The 18,283-nt window shown below is 42.6% G+C and carries 13 protein-coding genes; all 13 read right to left on the bottom strand.

The annotated features are described in order from the left end of the window. Position 1 precedes the first annotated feature (1 nt). The 13 genes from hslU to ACIPK1_RS04595 all read right to left on the bottom strand — a co-directional run bounded on the left by hslU (position 2) and on the right by ACIPK1_RS04595 (position 18,198). On the bottom strand, positions 2–1,399 hold the full coding sequence (gene hslU / locus ACIPK1_RS04655) for an ATP-dependent protease ATPase subunit HslU (protein ID WP_005236820.1): 1,398 nt from the start codon (positions 1,397–1,399) through the stop codon (positions 2–4). 14 nt (positions 1,400–1,413) lie between these two features. Continuing rightward, positions 1,414–1,956: an ATP-dependent protease subunit HslV gene (gene hslV / locus ACIPK1_RS04650; RefSeq protein ID WP_005229630.1), complete on the bottom strand. Its 543-nt coding sequence runs from the start codon at positions 1,954–1,956 to the stop codon at positions 1,414–1,416. A 22-nt stretch (positions 1,957–1,978) separates the two neighbouring features. Then, on the bottom strand, positions 1,979–2,917 hold the full coding sequence (gene xerC / locus ACIPK1_RS04645) for a tyrosine recombinase XerC (protein ID WP_086299594.1): 939 nt from the start codon (positions 2,915–2,917) through the stop codon (positions 1,979–1,981). 196 nt (positions 2,918–3,113) lie between these two features. After that, positions 3,114–4,550 (bottom strand): flotillin family protein, encoded by a 1,437-nt coding sequence (locus ACIPK1_RS04640; RefSeq protein WP_005236824.1) that lies wholly within the window; start codon positions 4,548–4,550, stop codon positions 3,114–3,116. Positions 4,551–4,563: 13 nt separating this feature from the next. Further along, the gene (locus ACIPK1_RS04635) at positions 4,564–4,989 is read right to left on the bottom strand and encodes a hypothetical protein (protein WP_008379668.1); all 426 of its coding nucleotides are present in this window, start codon (positions 4,987–4,989) and stop codon (positions 4,564–4,566) included. A gap of 119 nt (positions 4,990–5,108) precedes the next feature. Then, a complete protein-coding gene (gene trmFO, locus ACIPK1_RS04630; protein WP_008379665.1) occupies positions 5,109–6,410 on the bottom strand; it encodes an FADH(2)-oxidizing methylenetetrahydrofolate--tRNA-(uracil(54)-C(5))-methyltransferase TrmFO in 1,302 nt (433 codons plus the stop codon). A gap of 152 nt (positions 6,411–6,562) precedes the next feature. Further along, positions 6,563–8,641 (bottom strand): type I DNA topoisomerase, encoded by a 2,079-nt coding sequence (gene topA, locus ACIPK1_RS04625; RefSeq protein WP_400450013.1) that lies wholly within the window; start codon positions 8,639–8,641, stop codon positions 6,563–6,565. Positions 8,642–8,783: 142 nt separating this feature from the next. Continuing rightward, entirely contained in the window at positions 8,784–9,662 is an 879-nt protein-coding gene (dprA, locus tag ACIPK1_RS04620; RefSeq protein WP_400450012.1) for a DNA-processing protein DprA, read from the bottom strand. Positions 9,663–9,730: 68 nt separating this feature from the next. After that, entirely contained in the window at positions 9,731–10,495 is a 765-nt protein-coding gene (locus tag ACIPK1_RS04615; protein WP_016621295.1) for a ribonuclease HII, read from the bottom strand. Beyond that, positions 10,479–11,345: a ribosome biogenesis GTPase YlqF gene (gene ylqF / locus ACIPK1_RS04610; protein ID WP_005229614.1), complete on the bottom strand. Its 867-nt coding sequence runs from the start codon at positions 11,343–11,345 to the stop codon at positions 10,479–10,481. Before ylqF ends, ACIPK1_RS04615 begins: the two co-directional genes overlap by 17 nt. Positions 11,346–11,768: 423 nt before the next feature. Further along, positions 11,769–12,674, bottom strand: coding sequence for a class C sortase (locus ACIPK1_RS04605; RefSeq protein WP_008379656.1), 906 nt, complete (start codon positions 12,672–12,674; stop codon positions 11,769–11,771). 22 nt (positions 12,675–12,696) lie between these two features. Beyond that, positions 12,697–14,568, bottom strand: coding sequence for a SpaH/EbpB family LPXTG-anchored major pilin (locus tag ACIPK1_RS04600; RefSeq protein ID WP_400450009.1), 1,872 nt, complete (start codon positions 14,566–14,568; stop codon positions 12,697–12,699). Between the two features lie 54 nt (positions 14,569–14,622). Continuing rightward, positions 14,623–18,198 carry a SpaA isopeptide-forming pilin-related protein gene (locus ACIPK1_RS04595; RefSeq protein WP_400450008.1) on the bottom strand — a complete coding sequence of 1,192 codons (3,576 nt, stop codon included), beginning with the start codon at positions 18,196–18,198 and terminating at the stop codon, positions 14,623–14,625. Between the last annotated feature and the right edge of the window lie 85 nt (positions 18,199–18,283).

The raw sequence follows: 18,283 nt of genomic DNA, 5'->3' as shown, positions 1-18,283 counted from the left end.
TTTATAAAATATACCGGCTTAAGTCTTCATCTTTTGCGATGGACGCAAGTTTTTCTTCCACATACGCTTCTGTGATGGTGATTTCACCCATTTGCATCTCAGATGCTTCAAATAATAAGTCTTCAAGTAGTTTCTCTAGAATCGTATGCAAACGACGAGCACCAATATTGTCGGTATCGCGATTCACTTGATAAGCAATTTCGGCAATTTTCTCGATAGCTTCCATCGTAAAGACTACTTTGACATTTTCGGTTCCTAACAAGGCAATGTATTGCTTGACTAAGGCATTGTTGGGCTCCGTTAAAATTTTAACAAAGTCTTCTTTTGTCAAATCATCTAGTTCCACACGAATTGGGAAACGCCCTTGCAATTCAGGGATCAGATCGCTTGGTTTCGACAGGTGGAATGCCCCAGAAGCAATAAAAAGGATATGGTCTGTTTGTAGGGTTCCGTATTTCGTATTGACTTGCGATCCTTCAACGATCGGCAAGATATCTCTTTGCACCCCTTCACGAGAAACTTCTCCTGACTGCTGTGATTTCGAAGATACTTTGTCGATTTCATCTAGAAAAATGATGCCACTAGATTCTGCTAAACGTAATGCTTCACTATGAATATCCGCGTCGTTGACCAGTTTTGAGGATTCTTCTTGAATCAGCAATTCTCGTGCTTCTTTTACGGTTACTGTGCGTTCAATTTTCTTTTGCGGTTTCAATGCTCCTAAGGTTTCATTCAAATCGATCCCCATTTGTTCTAAGCCATTGTTCATCATCGGTGCTTGATTTTTCGGCTCATCGACTTGGATCGTCACTTCCCGGTTGTCTAAAAGGCCCTTTTCTAATTGCTCAAAAATGGCTTGACGGTTGCTGCGAATCTCATCCGTCAATTCTTCTTTTGGCTCTTCTGGTTGTTGTGCGGCGTTGAACATATTCATCATTTGTTCATAAGGATTGGTATTCTTTTTCTGTTCCTTTTTAATACCAGGAACTAAGACTTTTACTAAACGACGGTTGGCTTTTTTCTCTGCTTGGATCCGCACGTTTTTATATTGTTCTTTTTTCACGATTTGGATCGCATTCTCAACGAGGTCACGTACCATCGATTCTACGTCTCGACCGACATAGCCGACTTCCGTGAATTTCGTCGCTTCTAACTTAACGAAAGGTGCATCAACGATCTTTGCTAAGCGTCGCGCAATTTCCGTTTTACCAACCCCTGTTGGTCCGATCATCAAAATATTTTTTGGTGTGACATCTTGTTGCATCTTTTCATCTAATTGCAGCCGGCGGTAGCGATTTCTCAAAGCAACAGCCACTGATTTTTTGGCGTTGGTTTGTCCAACGATGTATTCATCTAATTCTTTCACGATTTCTCGTGGTGATTTGTTTTGGTTTGTCATATCGTCATCCCTCTTTAAAACTCTTCTACAATGATATTGTGATTCGTAAAGACACAAATGTCTGCGGCAATATTCAAGGCACCTTCAGCAATTTCTTTGGCAGATAGTTCACCGCCATAACGTTTCATCGCGCGGGCTGCTGCCAAGGCATAGTTTCCACCTGAACCGATGGCTAAGATCCCTTCATCTGGCGAAATGACTTCACCTGTCCCAGAGACCAAAAGCATCTCCTTATCATTCATGACGATCAGCATCGCCTCTAATTTTTGCATCGATTGCTGAGTCCGCCATTCTTGTGCCAATTCTACTGCAGCTCGCTGCAAATTTCCGTTGTATTCATTTAGTTTTCCTTCAAATTTTTCTTCCAAGGTAAAGGCATCTGCCACACTGCCGGCAAAACCAACGATCACTTCACCATTGTAAATTCGACGGACTTTCCGAGCGGTTCCTTTCATAACGACCTGTTCTCCCATCGTTACTTGTCCGTCACCGGCCATGGCAAATTTTCCATCTTTTTCAACCGCACAGATGGTGGTTGAATGAAATTCTGACTTCATTTATGTTCCTCCTGTACCAATTTTACGCGCGTGGATGAAATTGGCGATAATTTTTTTGTAAACTGTCTTTGGTGACATGCGCATAAATCTGTGTCGTCGATAGATTGGCATGCCCCAACAGTTCTTGAACGGTCCGCATATCGGCGCCGTTGTTTAATAAATGGGTTGCAAACGTATGCCGAAGCATATGAGGATGGATTTTACTGTCTAAACTGCTTTTTCGAATGATTTGATTCAAAACATATTCGATCCCAGTTGCAGTGATCCCGTCACCAAGATGATTCACGAAAAGGATCTCGTGTTCCTTGTTCTGCTTTTCCATCAGCTGTTTGCGTCCTGAGGAAAGATAGCGTTTGACTGCTGCTTGTGCGTAACTACCGAAAGGAACATAGCGATCCTTATTCCCCTTCCCATGGATCAGTAATACGCCGCTTTCCCAATCGATTGCCCCCAGTGTGAGACTGCTGCACTCACTGACCCGCAAACCTGAACCATAAAGGACTTCTAACAATGCTTGATTGCGCTGTTGTAGTGGCTCATCGCCAGCAACACTTTGAAAGAGAGCATCCATTTCCTTCTCATAAAAAAAACGCGGCAATTTGGCGTTTTTCTTTTTTAAATGAATGTAGGCGAAAGGATTCTCTTTGACGATCTCATGCTTGGTTAGAAACTGATAAAAAGATCGCAAACTAGCCATTTTACGACTGATGGAATTACGGCTGTACTCTCGTTCCGTCAAATAGCTTAAATAGACGCGAACATCGCGGTATTCCACTGCTAATGGGTCTTCATTGCCAGACTCTTTTAAGAAGTGAAAAAAATCGCCCATATCTTCTTTATACGCTTTTTTTGTCTTTTCCGAATACCCTCTTTCAACAATAAGATAACGAAAAAACTCTTCTTGAAACTGATCTGTTTGCAAATTAACCCCCCTTTTCATGATTCGAAATAACTTTAGCATAGACCACAAAAAAAAACAAATGAATTGTCAGAATTTAATCAATATTTCAAAGTTTAGACATAATTGTGAAAACTTTCTAAGAATCTACGTAAGATTCTTATCTTTGTTCAGAAAGATCCGTTAAATGCGCCAGAAAAACGTACCAGTCCCTCTCCTCAAAAGAAAGAGGGACTGATACGTTTCCACTTATTTGCTTTTATTCGATTGGATCAGTTGTTGGCTGATGCGAACCAGTGCTTTCAGATACAGCCTGAACTAGCTCTTTGTTTCCTTGTTTTGTGGACATCGTGTCATTGATTAACCCAACTAAGTCTAATCCGGTTGTCTCTTTGATCGTATCAAAGGTTCGCGCTAAACCAGCTTCCCCCATTGATTGAAGACCATCATTGCCGCCAAAGCTAACCACTTTATCAATATTGCTCAGTGGTGCATTGACCTCTTTCGCGATTTCAGGCAGCACTTTGATGAACTCCATCAAAATACCAGCTTCGTTCAGTTTGGTCAAAGCAATCGCCATCTTTTCACGGCTTTCCGCTTCGGCTTGACCGACTTTTGCGATCCGTTCCGCGTCGGCACTACCTAGTTTTTCAATTCGTTCGGCTTCTGCTTGGGCAGCTAATTTGACTTTTTCCGCTTCCGCTTGTGCTCGTGCGATTTCTCTTGCTTTGTCTGCTAAAGCGTTTTGTTCAACCACATATTTATCCGCTTCGGCTTTTTTACGGACAGTTGCATTCAATTCTTTTTCCGTCAATTCCGCTTGTTTTTCTTGAATCTCGATATTTTTTTCTTGTTCGATCAATTGAACTTTCATTTGTTCGCCGACCGCGATCTGTTCCGCTTTCGCATCCGCAACTTCGCGTTCTTGTTTGTATTGTGCTTGTTTCAATGCCATATCTTTTGTCGCTTCTGCGATTTCTGTTTGGCGACGGATCTCTTCATGCTGTGCCAATTGCTCATTCTCAGCTTGCTTGATTCGAGTTTCTCTTAAGGCATTGGATTCCGCTACTTCGGCATTTTTTTTCACTTCAGCAATCTGAGGGCGTCCTAACGCATCCAAGTAGCCATTGCTGTCGCTGACATCTTTGATCGTAAACGAAACGATCTCCAACCCCATTTTCTTCAAGTCCGTAGAGGCAACTTCTTGCACTTGTTCCGCAAAATCATCGCGGTTTTTATAGATGGCTTCTACCGTCATCGTTCCTAGAATCGCCCGTAAGTGACCTTCTAAGACTTCTTGGGCTTCATCTTCCAATTCACCTGTGGATTTGCCTAAGTATTGCTCAGCAGCTGTCTTGATCGACTCGGTACTGTTGCCGACCTTTACAAGCACCGTCGCACTGGCTTTGATCGGTACGCCTTGTTCCGTATAAACTTCTGGTGTCCCAATCTCTAACTTGTGGGTCAATAAACTTAATTTATGGGCTTTTTGAACAATAGGAATCACAAACGTCCCACTGTTTTTTAAGATTTTGATGCCTTCTTTTCCTAAAAACGACCCCGTAACGATCAATGCTTCATCGGGTTTCCCAATGCGATAGCGTATCATCAAAAAAGCGATCAATAAAACAACGAGGACAACACCCCATAAAATCGGATTACTTAAAAAATCTACTGCTGATCCTGTATCCACCATAACGTAACACTTCCTATTCTATAAAATTTTTACTTTCCACCACCAACGCGATCCCTTTTTTATCAAAATCGACAATGATGACTTTGGTTCCGACTGGCAATCGAACATTGTTTTCACGATCTTCTTCCCGAAAAAAACGTGCAGGATAAACAGAACGTGCACCTTGACTCCCTATCTCCATGACTTCGCCGATTGTATCTCCGACAATCTTTTCCGTCAGTTCACCGATTACAAAATCATTGCGACTAATGACATTGCTGCGGTTTTTGTCTGTGATGCGATTGTAAAGCCACATAATGGGACCTAACAGCAAACTAAATAAAACAAAGACAACGAAAATGACCCCGACCAACAGGATCAGCCATCCTAAAAATTGAATTACTGTAGGAAAACGCTGTAAATAGTTTTGAATCAAATGAATCCATTCTCCAATCACCATCTTCACCACCTTCTGTCATTGTTACTGTCTATCATAAGTCACCTTGATTAAAGTTTCAAGACAAATTAAAAAAAAACTTTCTTACCATTTATTAGTAAGAAGGTGATGACTCATCGCTCTTATAGTTGTTCTTTGGCTTCTTCTAAGGCAGCTAATGCCCGGTTTGCCAATGCTTCATAACGAGATTTTTTATCTCTGATTCGTTCTGGAAGTTCTGGCAGCAAACCAAAGTTGGCATTCATTGGTTGGAAGTGTTTGCCTTCTGCATGAGTGATATAATACGCCATACTGCCAATTGTCGTCTCTTGTGGCATAATGATCGGCGCTTCCCCTTTTGCAAGTTTGGCAGCGTTGATCCCGGCCATCAATCCACTGGCTGCACTTTCAACATACCCTTCAACGCCTGTCATCTGACCAGCAAAAAAGAGGTCTTCACGTTTTTTCGATTGGTACGTTTGTTGTAACAACTCTGGTGAATTCATAAAACTATTCCGATGCATCACGCCGTAGCGCACAAATTCTGCCTCTTCCAAACCAGGGATCATACGGAAAACCCGTTTTTGCTCGCCCCATTTTAAATGTGTTTGAAAACCAACGATGTTGTAAAGAGAAGCAGCCGCATTGTCTTGACGCAACTGAATCACTGCGTAGGGACGTTTGCCGGTTTTCGGATCTTCCAATCCAACTGGTTTCATCGGACCAAACAACATGGTTTTCGGTCCACGGCCAGCCATAACTTCGATTGGCATACATCCTTCAAAAAATTTTTCTTTTTCGAATTCTTTCAAAGGGGCCACTTCCGCATTGACTAAAGCTTCACGAAACGCATAAAACTCCTCTTCGTTCATTGGACAGTTCAGATAGGCTGCTTCGCCTTTGTCGTAGCGTGATTTCAAATAAACTTTATCCATATTGATGGTGGATTTATCGATAATCGGTGCTGCTGCGTCATAGAAATAAAATCCTTCTGATCCGTTAAAAGCTTGGATCGCTTTTGATAAAGGTTCAGAAGTCAAAGGTCCAGTTGCAATCACGGTAATCCCTTCTGGAATTTCAGTGATCTCCTCTTCGATGACAGTGACTAAAGGATGTTCTTTGACACGTTTGGTGACTAACTCTGAAAAATCATCACGATCCACAGCTAAAGCACCACCTGCTGGAACAGCTGTTTTGTCTGCAGAGGTAATAATGACTGAATCTAAGCGGCGCATTTCTTCTTTCAAAACACCGACCGCATTCGTTAAGTTGTTGCCCCGAAGTGAATTCGTACAAACAAGTTCAGCAAAATTATTTGTATGATGGGCTTCTGTCGATTTCTTAGGACGCATTTCATAAAGCTTTACTGCGACACCTGCTTGCGCTGCTTGCCAAGCAGCTTCGCTTCCGGCTAAACCGGCACCAATAACATTGATTTCTTTCATAGTGCTCTCCTTTTATTTCAAAAGCTCGCCTCTTCTCATAAGAAACTGCTTGTATTAATCAAAAGGACCGGCACTTTCTTTTGTCAGCCAACATCGAGGCTGACCGTTCAAAAGAATGCGCCGATTCTTTTTTTAACAGGGAATCCTGTTAGTTATTTTTGCACATTTTCTTCATAGTCCCCATTGATACACACGACTTGCTTGCCGCCTTTGACTTTCTTCTCGACTAAGTAATTATCACATTTCGGACAATTACGGCCTACAGGTTTGTCCCAAGAAGTAAAGTCACAGTCCGGATAGCGGGTACATCCATAAAACAACCGATTTTTTTTCGATTTGCGTTCAACAACTTGGCCTTGGTGACAGACCGGGCACTCAACGCCGATTTCTTTGACGATTGGTTTCGTGTTGCGACAGTCAGGGAAATTGCTGCAGGCATAAAATTTTCCGTAGCGACCTAATTTGATCACCATTGGATGGCCACAAAGGTCACAGTCAAAGCCTGCAGGTTCGTCTTTGATTTGGATTTTTTCGATACTTTCTTCTGCGGTCGTCAATTCTTTTTCAAAGGGACGGTAGAATTGATCGACGACTTTGACCCATTCTTCTTTCCCAGCTTCAATGCTATCCAAGCTATTTTCCATTTCAGCAGTAAAATGCATATCAACGATTTGCGGGAAGAATTCCTCGATCAATGAATTGACGATCTCACCAAGTTCAGTTGGCTCAAAACGTTTTTGTGTCAATTTCACATAATAACGTCGTTGGATTGTTTCCAACGTTGGTGCATAAGTTGAAGGACGACCCACACCGTTCTCTTCAAGGGTTTTGATCAAGGTGGCCTCACTGTAGCGGGCAGGTGGTTGAGTGAAATGCTGTTTTGGTTCGATCGATACGGATTGGACCACATCTCCTTCAACTAACTCTGGCAAAATGTTCTCTTTGTCTTCTTTGCCATCATCGCGCCCTTCCACATAGACCTGCATAAACCCTTTAAATTTGATCTTTGAACCATTGGCAATAAAGATGACACCATTTTGATCCAAGGTAACTTTCATTGTATCCAAAATCGCCGGCGTCATTTGACTAGCCACAAAGCGAGACCAGATCAAGCGATACAGTTTCAGTTGGTCTTTGTCTAAGAATTTCTCCATGGCTTCTGGCGTACGCATCACACTTGTTGGTCTTACCGCTTCATGGGCATCTTGTGCCCCTTGTGCATTCGCGCGTTTTTTGCCACCGTGCGCCGAGAACTCTGAACCATAAGTACTTTCAATAAATTCTGCCGCTTCGCCTTTGGCTGTGTCTGCGATTCGGGTCGAATCGGTACGCATATAGGTGATCAAACCGACGGTGCCTTGTTTGCCAAGGGCGATCCCTTCATAGAGCTGCTGTGCAACCATCATGGTTTTCCGCGTTCGAAAGTTCAGTTTACGGGCTGCTTCTTGTTGCAAGCTACTGGTGGTAAAAGGTGCCGCCGGGTTGCGTTTGCGTTCTTTCTTTTCAACCTTCGTCACTTGAAAGTCTTTACCAGAAAGGCGATCAGTGACTTCTTTAATACTTTCAGCATTCGGTAATTTTTTCTTTTTGCCATCTAGGCCCCAAAAATTGGCTTTAAATTTCTTCGTGGCTTTTTTAAAGTTCCCATCGATGCTCCAGTATTCTTCAGGCACAAAATCACGGATCTCTTTTTCACGATCAATAATGATCTTAAGCGCCACCGATTGAACACGGCCAGCACTCAATCCTTTTTTCACTTTACGCCAAAGGATCGGGCTCAATGAATACCCGACTAATCGGTCTAAAATCCGGCGCGCTTGTTGAGCGTCAACAAGATCTACATCGATCGTTCTTGGCTCTTTGAAGGCTGCTTTGACCGCATCTTTAGTGATCTCATTAAAGACGACTCGGTTTTTATCTTTTAAATCTAACCCTAGTAGAAAAGCTAAATGCCACGCAATAGCTTCTCCTTCTCTATCCGGGTCACTTGCGAGGTAGACTTTTTCGGCTTTTTTCGCAGCTGAGCGGAGACTTTTGATCACATCGCCCTTGCCACGGATCGAAATGTAATGCGGTTCGTAGTCATTTTCGACATCAATTCCCATTTTACTTTTAGGAAGATCACGAATATGACCGACACTTGCGACGACTTTGTAATTTCGTCCAAGGTATTTTTCAATGGTTTTCGCCTTTGCCGGCGATTCCACGATTACTAAATATTTATATGCCATATAAAGAATGGCTCCTTCCTGAATTTTTCCTACTATTATATTCTATCAATCAGTGAACCTATCGTATGCAGATGAAACATACAAATCGTAGCTTATCATAGCTTTCAAGAAAAGGTTTGTCAAGGAAGGTTGATTGGAAAAATCAAAAAAAGGCTAACTCCTGTAAAATATCTGACACACTAATCGTACATTTTGCGCCATCTTGAATCAAGTGGTGACAACCTTTTGACTGATCGGAAATCATTTCACCAGGCACTGCAAAAACTTCTCGGCCATCTTCCATTGCTAATTGTGCCGTAATCAAAGAACCGCTTCTTTCTTTAGCTTCAATCACACAGATTGCTTTTGAAATACCGGCAATGATGCGATTGCGTAAGGGGAAGTGATGTCTTTGCGGTTTGGTGTCGTGAGAATATTCACTCAGTACTAGATGTTCTTGACGAATCTGCTGGAACAACGGATACGCAGAAGTAGGATAACAATGTTCCAAACCAGAAGCAATCACGGCAATGGTTTGTCCCCGATTTCTGATGGCTGATTCATGGGCAAAACTGTCGACGCCATTTGCTAATCCACTGACGATCGTATAGTTTTCTGTCACTAAAGGCGGGATCAGCTTTTCGCAAACTTTACGCGCGTAGCGAGAAGCTGTTCTTGCGCCGACAAATCCAATCATGGGCGTTTGCAACAATTGCAGATTTCCTTCGTAAAATAGTAATAATGGTGGGTCCGCAATTTGTCTTAAAAGCATCGGATACTCCGCTGAAAAGAAGGTGAGGTAGTTTTGTCCCCCCATCTTTTGTGTGATATGCTCTTCTGTCATTTGCTCCCACGATCGGCGAAAGACCGTCCTATGCTGTGGAAGGACGCTGATAGCAATCATCTCTTCCAACGAACAACGCATTTCTTTTGTTTCCAGCCAATGCCAAATAATCTTCCAGCAACCTTGCAGACCGATTCCCTGACAGTAGTACAGTTTTATCAACTGTTTTTCAAAATCTGTTGCTTGTTGATATTTCATAAACAAAGCCCTCTTTTCTTAGTGATCTTACTTATAAGATTCGCTAAAAAAAGAGGGATGGATGAAATTTATAAGTATTGTTTAACTGGGGCAAAGGTTTTTCGATGAATAGGGCAAATTCCATGGGCAGCTAACCCTTCTAAATGAACTTTGGTCCCATACCCAGCATTTTGATCAAACCCATAAAAAGGATACACATCATGAAAATCTTTCATTAAATTGTCACGATAGACTTTGGCAATGATACTTGCTGCGGCAATCGAAATGGAGCGGGCATCGCCTTTGATCAAGCTTTGTTGAGGGATGTCGGTCTCGATGGTCATCGCATCAATGAGCAAATGTTCCGGCTTGACCGCTAAGTCGATCAAAGCTTCTTTCATCGCCAGGCGGCTCGCTTGATAGATATTTATCCGATCGATTTCTTCAGGACTAACCACACCGATACCGACAGCAACGGCTTTATTTTGAATTTCGATAAACAGTTCTTCTCTTTTCTTCGCAGAAAGCTGTTTTGAATCATTTAACCCCAAAATCTGGCATTCTTTAGGCAGAATCACCGCAGCTGACACCACGGGTCCTGCTAAAGGTCCGCGCCCCACTTCATCTAAACCGGCGATAAAACGGGCGCCTTGTTGAAATGCTTCGTTTTCAAAACGCATCATTTCTTCGTATTTTTCCTGCAATAGCTGCTGTTTGACTAATTGTTTCTCATATCGTTGCAACAGCTTTTGGACCCCTGCGCGTTCATCTGCTAGCAATTCCTGCAAAAATGCCGGGTCATTAAAGGTTGGATCAAATAATCGCTCTTTGATTGTCTTAATCGGTTGTTTCATCTTGGCTTTCCATTTCCTCCACTCGATCTAGTGTATAACGGCCTAATTTTCCTTGCCGAATGTCAAAGACAACAAGCTCGCTTCCTCGATCATAGTTATCTTTATACCCACGTTTTTCAGTGATTTTCATCAACAGGTCCGGCGCTAACAACGCCTCTTCCTCCGCCTTTAGTTGGTAACGATTGGCGATTCTTTCAGGATAATAGCGGGCAAAAAAATCAAGTCCATACAATGCGATATCATCCAAATGGATCAGCTGATCTTTAATAGCCCCCGTCAATGCCAATTTTTTACCAATCTCAGGATCTTCAAATTTTGGCCATAAGATCCCAGGCGTATCTAGCAGCTCTAGATCAGTCCCAAAACGCAGCCATTGCTGTCCTTTGGTCACGCCGGGTTTATTACCCGTCTGAGCAATTTTCTTCCCTACTAAACGGTTCATCAAGGTTGATTTTCCGACATTCGGAATGCCAATCACCATCGCTCGAATCGCACGGGGCTTCAATCCTCTGGCTTTGTCACGAGCGATTTTTTCCTTCAAGACTTGCTTAGCCGTCGGGACAATGGCTTTGACGCCTTGATTGTCTTGGGCGTTGATCGCCAAGGCTAAATAGCCTTGTGCTTGGAAATAATGCTCCCATTTTTTGGTTTGAACGGGATCTGCTAAATCCGCTTTATTGATCAAAATCAATCGTGGTTTTTGCTGTAATAATTGGTCCAGCATGGGGTTGCGGGATGAGATCGGCAAGCGTGCGTCCACGAGTTCAAAAACGATATCCACGAATTTTAATTTTTCACTTACTTCACGTCTGGCTTTCGCCATATGGCCTGGAAACCATTGAATGGTCATTTGAACGTTTTCCTCCTTGGTACTTCTTCGAATTGGTAAAAAGACAGTAGTGTCTAAATCCATGCAGTATATATCTGACAAGAACGAGGACTATTTGCTCTAAAACCATCAGAGAAACTAGTCACACTGGGCATTTTGCTAAAATTGCTTTAGGACAATGTTCTTGTTCCAACCTCGTGCATAGGTAAAGCTTTCAGCGCGATTCTCATGCGTCATACGCGCTTTCTCGCTTTTTAATTTTGGGGAAGTGGTTGGAAAAAGCTTGTCTATCCACTCATTCTTCCTTTTTTCTGACACCTTTACCATTAGACCGACTGCTTTTTACTACCTTTTATCTTCGTTATTGTACCATATTTCACACGACATGTTTCGTTCTGAGTAAGGTTAACAAGTCATTTTCTAGTGGATCTAGAGGAAAACCTGCTATCTTTTCTTCTTATCACTGGGAGTGATCAAATCATGCTGTTTTTTTCTTTTGATTCTGCTAATCACCAGCAGGAGTAGTAATAGTATGGTGCTTACAACTAGCAGCACCCACAAATCCTGCTGGTTTGCTTTTTTTGCGGCACTTGTTTCATTTTCTTCATTGTAAGGAACCCTTTTGCCGCGAACCAATAAACGATGGCTATTGACCATATAGGGTGTGCAGGTTAGTAAGGTGACATAATCACTGCCTTTGACAATTTTTAGTGCTTCGGTATCATCAGGGGCGACCGTTTTAATCTGATCTATTTGATACGCCAACGTATCATCAAACGTTTCGATATAAAACTCATCGCCGATCTGCAGCTTAGGCAGATCCGTAAAGAGGGTTGCACTCGTTAACCCACGGTGTCCGCACAGAACTGCATGGGTATCTTCACCACCTATTGGATACGAAGCGCCCTCCAATAATGTTGCTCCTCTTTTTAACAACGTATCGGTGGTTTGATCAAAAATCGGGAGAGCGACACCAATCACGGGGATCTTTAAAACGCCGATCGTATGTCGTTCATAATAATCAGGTGTATCGCCTGATTCTGAGTCCCTTGTTTCTGATAAATCTTGCGTTTCTTTGATTCCAGGATTGCTGGGATGCTGTGCCAGCTCTTGATTTACTCGTTCCAACTGGTTCCTTTTTTGTTGTTTTTCTATTTCACTCATTTTTTTAGCTTGGCTTTGGTAGTAGCTGATCAACTGTTGATCCAAAAAGGTGTTGAGCTGATTACTTACAAAAGGATAACTGATGATCAGAACACCTAGCAGCAGCAGAATACCCATTAGAACATCCAACAAAGTCACTTTTTGAGTAGGTACTTTCGTGCCATTTCTTTTCCTTTTGATTGTCATCGTGCATTTTCATCTCATTTACTTACCCTTTTTTCCGTTTAACAAAATAACACCCAGCTAAACCAACGATCACCACTCCGATGGCGCCCATTAAATACGTGCCGGCACCACCAGTTGCCGGTAAGGTTCCTTTGCGGCGGTTAGGGACTTTTTCTGGATCTCCCAATTGCTCTTTCGTTCCATAAGACGTTTCATGTACTTCAAAAGCGATGCGATTTGTTAGCAGTACATAATTTTTTGGTGCTTTTACTTCTTCCAAATAGTAGGTGCCAAATTTTAACCCGATGATATCAACTAATCCATCTGTCCCTGTGGTAAATTTCGTCGCTTCATCCGCTGTTTGCACCCAAGATACCTGTTTGGTTCCTTCTTCGATTTTCAGGTAGTTGGCATCATCACGGTCTTGATCCCGTACAACAAAAACTGCACCTGCCAATGCTTCGGTAGCGGTCACAGCCCCATCGACTTTTAAGAACCGTTTGCCCCCTGTCAAAACTTCCACGCTTGGAGGCGTTTGATCCGTCATGAAATCCGTTTCTACATTTGCTTTATTCGTAAAGCCATTGATAGGCATAGCCTGTTCATTTAAATACATATAATACACAAAGCGCAATTGATTTCCCGGCGTTAATTGCGGCACGAATTCTGGATTGATAGTTACCGTAAAGCCATGCTCTTTTTCCGTTACTTGGTAATTCGTCGCATCGATTTTCTGCTCTCCATCATACAACGCATAGCCCGTTTCTCCTTCAGCTGTATTTTCAAAAGTTAATGCTGGATCATGGGCATCGATCAATTGAAAATGTTTGTATTTGTTTTCTGATCCTACTTTATCTTGAATACCTGATGGGATATTGACCGTTAGGTGATATTGGATTCTTTCGCCGATCTCCACGTCTTTGCCGTCTAATTGTGGTGTTGTTTTTGTAACATTTGTTGTGTCATTCTTGATTGTTAGCTCAACAGTAACGTTACTTCCTGAATCAATCGAGAAATCCTTGATTCTTTCTTCCTCGATTAAGGCGGCTTGACTTGGGGCTTTCGTTTCCTCTAATTGATAGGCGCCTGTTTCTAGTTGCGCAATCTTTAGCTGTCCTTTTTGGTTCTCACTCACATCGATACCAGCGTCTCCAGCAGCATATTGTTTGCCTGTCAAAAAACGGTACGCTGCCTGTTTGTCAGTTGTCCATGTATAAAGTCCATCGGCTGCACTTAAAATGTATTTCTTGGTATTTTCGCGTCCTTCTTGCTTTGAAACAACAAATTCCGCATCATTCAGTGGTTCGTTTTCCCCCGTTCCTCGCTTATTCACAAGGAGCGTTCCTTCATTTGTGACGATATTCTTCGGATAAAGATGGATCGTGTCTAGCTCTTCTTCTCCATAAACATATGAGCCATCAGCTTGTTGGATCATTTCATATACGGGAAAGGCGATCACCATATTCTCAGCAGTTGTAACGCCGTCTTTAGGGGCTTCTACAATGGTGTAAACTGCATCCCGATCGGCTTGTTTTTTCGGCAATTCAAAAACCAAATCACCGGCTGCATCTGTTTTCCCGCTAGCTATAGGGGAACCAGACGTCAAGGTTTGAACTTGACGCTTGGCTTCTTCAACGGATGCCCCTGCAGATCGTTTTTCATAAAATGCTGCTGTCACATCATAGACAGAAAAAGTGACATCGGCTAAGCCTTGGTATTGATCAAACTCTTCCATCTCAGTCCCACTATTTTGAATCAATGAACCTGGCAGATTGACCATTTTCTTTTTATGGAGATGGATCTGTGCCAAATTGCTCTCTGCAGACACTTGCTGATTTTTTGTTCCAAAAAAGACAAATGGCAAAAGTAAAAATAGGAGACAAACCATTTTCGTATGATTAAAAATCTTTTTCATTGTTCTTTCCTCTCTTCTAAATTTTTTTTCGTTTTTCATTCGCTAATGGAAAAATTACTTTAATGAAGGCTTATCTTTGCGCTTAACGTGCAAATAGCTACCAGCTAAAAGGACTAGCAGACTTGCTGAAAGAATGACCATCCATCCATGCCAATTCCCTCCGGTTTCAGGAAGAGACACTTTCACTTGATTGGTTACGATCAATTCTATTTGATTGTTCTTTTCTCCAGAAACAAGAAGATTCGGTAGTCGTTCTTCATCGATAAAGACCTGACCATCCTCTTCAATCTTGATTTGGACAGGTGCTGTTAAACCTGCATAGCCTGCGGGTGTACCAGTTTCTTCCAAGGTATAGCTGCCGGGTGTGAGATCTTGGAAGTGAAATACCGCTAGTGCTTCTCCGTTTTCAGGCAGTTCGACAGTCCGTCCGTTTCCACTTAGCCGGAATTTTGCCCCCTCAAGTGCTTGTCCCAGTTCATCCTGTTTATTGACCACCAAATCAAAAGGTTTTAACTGATTGCCATGGGTAAGGGTCCAACAGTTGGCATCCCCGTCGACATTTTCCCCTTGATACTGGATTTTTCCGTCTGTACCAACGACAAATTCATAGTCACCGGCAACCGTATCATATCCGAGCGGACCGGCTGTTTCTGAGATACGATAAGCGCCAGGCTCAAGGATCGTAAATTCAGCCATCCCAACATCATCCGACGTTTCTGAGGCGATTTCTTGATAATCCCCTCCTGCTGTTTTTTGTTGCAGAGAAAAGACAGCGCCTGCTAACAATACTTGCTGCTCATTTTGCAACGTATATTTTCGAATAGCGACTGGAATTTCTGTAAACGGATTGGTAATCTCCAGGATAATCGTATGCTCGACCAGTGTGACAGGTTGTCCATCAATCGTCGCATGCCCTTGCTCATCAATATGGATCAGCCACTCTGTTTGCTTAGCCAAATGATGTCCCGCCGGTGCAGTGACTTCCTTTAAACGATACGTCTGACTTTTTTGCAACGTAGTATCTGCTGGCAGCCCGTACGTTCCATCCCCTTGATCCACAAGGGTTACTGTCTTTCCAGCGCCCGTCAATTCAAAAACAGCACCTGTCAGCTTCACCTCTCCTACAGCGGATTTTTTGATCAGATTTAATGCGAGGGGCACAAACGTCTTTGTGTTTTTCCATGTAGAAACGTCCACTCTTGTCGACTCGTAGCCTGATACTGCCAGTTCATTTGTGACTTGATAATTAAACGTTTCTCCTTGATTGTTATAAAGCGGCAGTAGCCGGGTTTCTTCGTAATCCGTTCCATCCTTTTCAGAAACCGCGGAAACCTTGCTTCGTTCCCAACTTGTCTGATCTTGTGCATCGGTCTCAGTAAGTTTGAGATATCCTGTTTGCCAGCTCTCCTTGCTAGTAACTGGGCTTCTGCTTATTTCAAAATAGACAGATTCTGGGCGACTTGACGTATCGCCATCGTATTCCTCCCAGACTTTTTTGATCGTCAACTCTTTCCCAGGTGCTTTGGCAGAAGGCACACCAAACAATGCCTTTTGATCGGACTGATGATTCGGATAAAACACCGTTTCTCCATTCATTTGATACCAAGTATCTGGTTTAAAATCCGCTGCTTCCGTTTGAATCCGCACTTGATAATGAATTTGCAGTTCCTGTCCTTCGCCTAAATAAAGACCAGAAGCATTGAGTGTATTGTCAGATATCGTGACCTCAGGCTGCACCGTTAGAGCAGCAGAACCGACACTTTTGATGGACAAGCTATTTTCTTCGTATAAAAATGGCTGCGAAATGGGGTCAGTAATCTCTCCATCAGTGACTGTCGCCGAAATATGAAGGGCTTTTTTCTCGAGATAGTCGGCAATATCCGCTGCTTCATTGGCTGACTCATAATAAAGATGCCCCTCTTCATCAGCAGAAACCATCTGTCTCATTTTGTTCTCAACATCGGCCTTTGTATACCCAGCTGTTTGATCCCCTTGCAGTTGAATCCCCAATCCGTGAATCTCAATCCCGCGCTCTTTTAACGCCATCGCCTCACCGATCGTGGCGACAAACGTATTGTTGATCCATTTAGAGTTACCGTACTGATCAGATGCAAAATACCCGTTGTAGAGATGTGAAGTATTCATCGGCTGGTCTTGAGAAAGAGAAAAGGCGGTTCCATAATAACTACCATCTGCTTGTGTATGCACTTTGGACACATGATAACTGTAGGTCGGCACGCCATCTGTTAGCAAAACGATGACTTTCTTATGTCCATTTTGCGTTGATAGCATATCCCCAGCTTGGCGCAGCCCTCTTTGGGTAAAGGTCCCCCCAGCTGCTGTTTCTGGCGTCATCGTTCGGATCGTCTCTTTGACTTCAGAAAATTTTCCTAACTGGCAGGTTTTGTTTTGGTAATTGTTACCATCACTGGAATAACCGACATAGCCCATGTAAACACTGTCTTGAATGCCGCTTCCTTCAATTTGATTCAAAAAGCGATCCACGCCTTTTTTTACTTCAGTGATGCGTCCCATCTCATTCATACTCCCTGACCAATCCACTACCAACACAACATCGATCGGATCAATTTGGCGTTGAACATTCCCTCGTACATTTAGGTAGACATCAAACAGTCCTGGAGTATTCGTCTCTTTTGCAAATTTCCGTAAAGCAAAATCCGCTTCATCTCCCACACCACCATACTCAATATATGACTGGGTCAAATTTGCTGGATCGCCATTCCATGTAGTTATGCCGTCCCACGTTTCACCTGCATCCTTGTTCCCCTGATGATTTAAGACGTTACTCTTTTCATCGGTTTTCCAACTTGCTGTGGGATAGGTTCCATTCTGGTCAGTCGTATAATCTGGTTCAATCGAAGCAAAAGCCTGTGAAACGGTGTTTTTTTGATAAAAACGTTCTTGTTTAAACGGTTCAACGAGTGTTTCGCCTTCAGAAGAACTTGTCGTCGTTCCTGTTTCCTTAGTCTCTTCTTGCGTTTCTTCGTTCGAAACACCTTTTGAGTCTTCATTCGACACTTGTTCCGAAGTTGACTCCGTGCCGGTTTCTGCAGCTTGTGAATCAGTTGAGTTGTCTTCCACCCTATCTGAGGAAGCAGATTCCGTCGCAAGCGGAATGTCAACTATCAAATCATCCAAAGACACCAGTTTGTGCGATTCTTGATTTTCGTGATCATATTCTTCAATCTGAATCGCCAACTTCAGTTTTTTTGTTTCATTAGGTAGTTGAAACGTTACTTCTTGTTCACAGGGTGTTTTCAAGAAGTCTTGTGTTGTTAGCCAAGACTGCGCAGATTCATCCTCAATAAAAACCACCTCTTTGTTGCTCGTTTTCGTTAGCGGTTGTTCTTTCGTTTCATCAAGTGCATATAATTGCAGCCAGATGCGTTGCTGTTTGTTTTTTTGTGATAGCTGATATCGTAAAGTAAATTGATTACCCTCCCGTTGACCTGTCAACTTGATCTGCTCCGTTTCGGTAATAGCGATCGTATTTTCTTCTTGTGCACTTGCTATCCCATTTGTTTGCAAACTCGAATAAATGAAAAATAATATCCCCCCTAACATACAGAAAATGAAAGAGAACCAGTGGTGTCTCTTTGTCAAAAACATAAAAAGACCTCCTTTCAAAGAATCAAAAATTACAAGCTGATGATACAAGAAAGAAGCGAAAGACACCTCTTTTTTTTATTTTCTG

The sequence above is a fragment of the Enterococcus sp. NPDC086594 genome, from assembly GCF_044746145.1.
Classification (GTDB): Bacteria; Bacillota; Bacilli; order Lactobacillales; family Enterococcaceae; genus Enterococcus_D; species Enterococcus_D entomosocium.
The sequence above is the reverse complement of the archived record's forward strand: the minus strand, read 5'-3'. Positions and strand labels throughout refer to the sequence as shown.

Excerpts from the sequence above, each read along its gene's own strand:
- hslU (WP_005236820.1), bottom strand. The coding sequence starts at position 1,399 with ATGACAAACCAAAACAAATCACCACGAGAAATCGTGAAAGAATTAGAT.
- hslV (WP_005229630.1), bottom strand. The coding sequence starts at position 1,956 with ATGAAGTCAGAATTTCATTCAACCACCATCTGTGCGGTTGAAAAAGAT.
- xerC (WP_086299594.1), bottom strand. The coding sequence starts at position 2,917 with ATGCTAAAGTTATTTCGAATCATGAAAAGGGGGGTTAATTTGCAAACA.
- ACIPK1_RS04640 (WP_005236824.1), bottom strand. The coding sequence starts at position 4,550 with ATGGTGGATACAGGATCAGCAGTAGATTTTTTAAGTAATCCGATTTTA.
- ACIPK1_RS04635 (WP_008379668.1), bottom strand. The coding sequence starts at position 4,989 with ATGGTGATTGGAGAATGGATTCATTTGATTCAAAACTATTTACAGCGT.
- trmFO (WP_008379665.1), bottom strand. The coding sequence starts at position 6,410 with ATGAAAGAAATCAATGTTATTGGTGCCGGTTTAGCCGGAAGCGAAGCT.
- topA (WP_400450013.1), bottom strand. The coding sequence starts at position 8,641 with ATGGCATATAAATATTTAGTAATCGTGGAATCGCCGGCAAAGGCGAAA.
- dprA (WP_400450012.1), bottom strand. The coding sequence starts at position 9,662 with ATGAAATATCAACAAGCAACAGATTTTGAAAAACAGTTGATAAAACTG.
- ACIPK1_RS04615 (WP_016621295.1), bottom strand. The coding sequence starts at position 10,495 with ATGAAACAACCGATTAAGACAATCAAAGAGCGATTATTTGATCCAACC.
- ylqF (WP_005229614.1), bottom strand. The coding sequence starts at position 11,345 with ATGACCATTCAATGGTTTCCAGGCCATATGGCGAAAGCCAGACGTGAA.
- ACIPK1_RS04605 (WP_008379656.1), bottom strand. The coding sequence starts at position 12,674 with ATGACAATCAAAAGGAAAAGAAATGGCACGAAAGTACCTACTCAAAAA.
- ACIPK1_RS04600 (WP_400450009.1), bottom strand. The coding sequence starts at position 14,568 with ATGAAAAAGATTTTTAATCATACGAAAATGGTTTGTCTCCTATTTTTA.
- ACIPK1_RS04595 (WP_400450008.1), bottom strand. The coding sequence starts at position 18,198 with ATGTTTTTGACAAAGAGACACCACTGGTTCTCTTTCATTTTCTGTATG.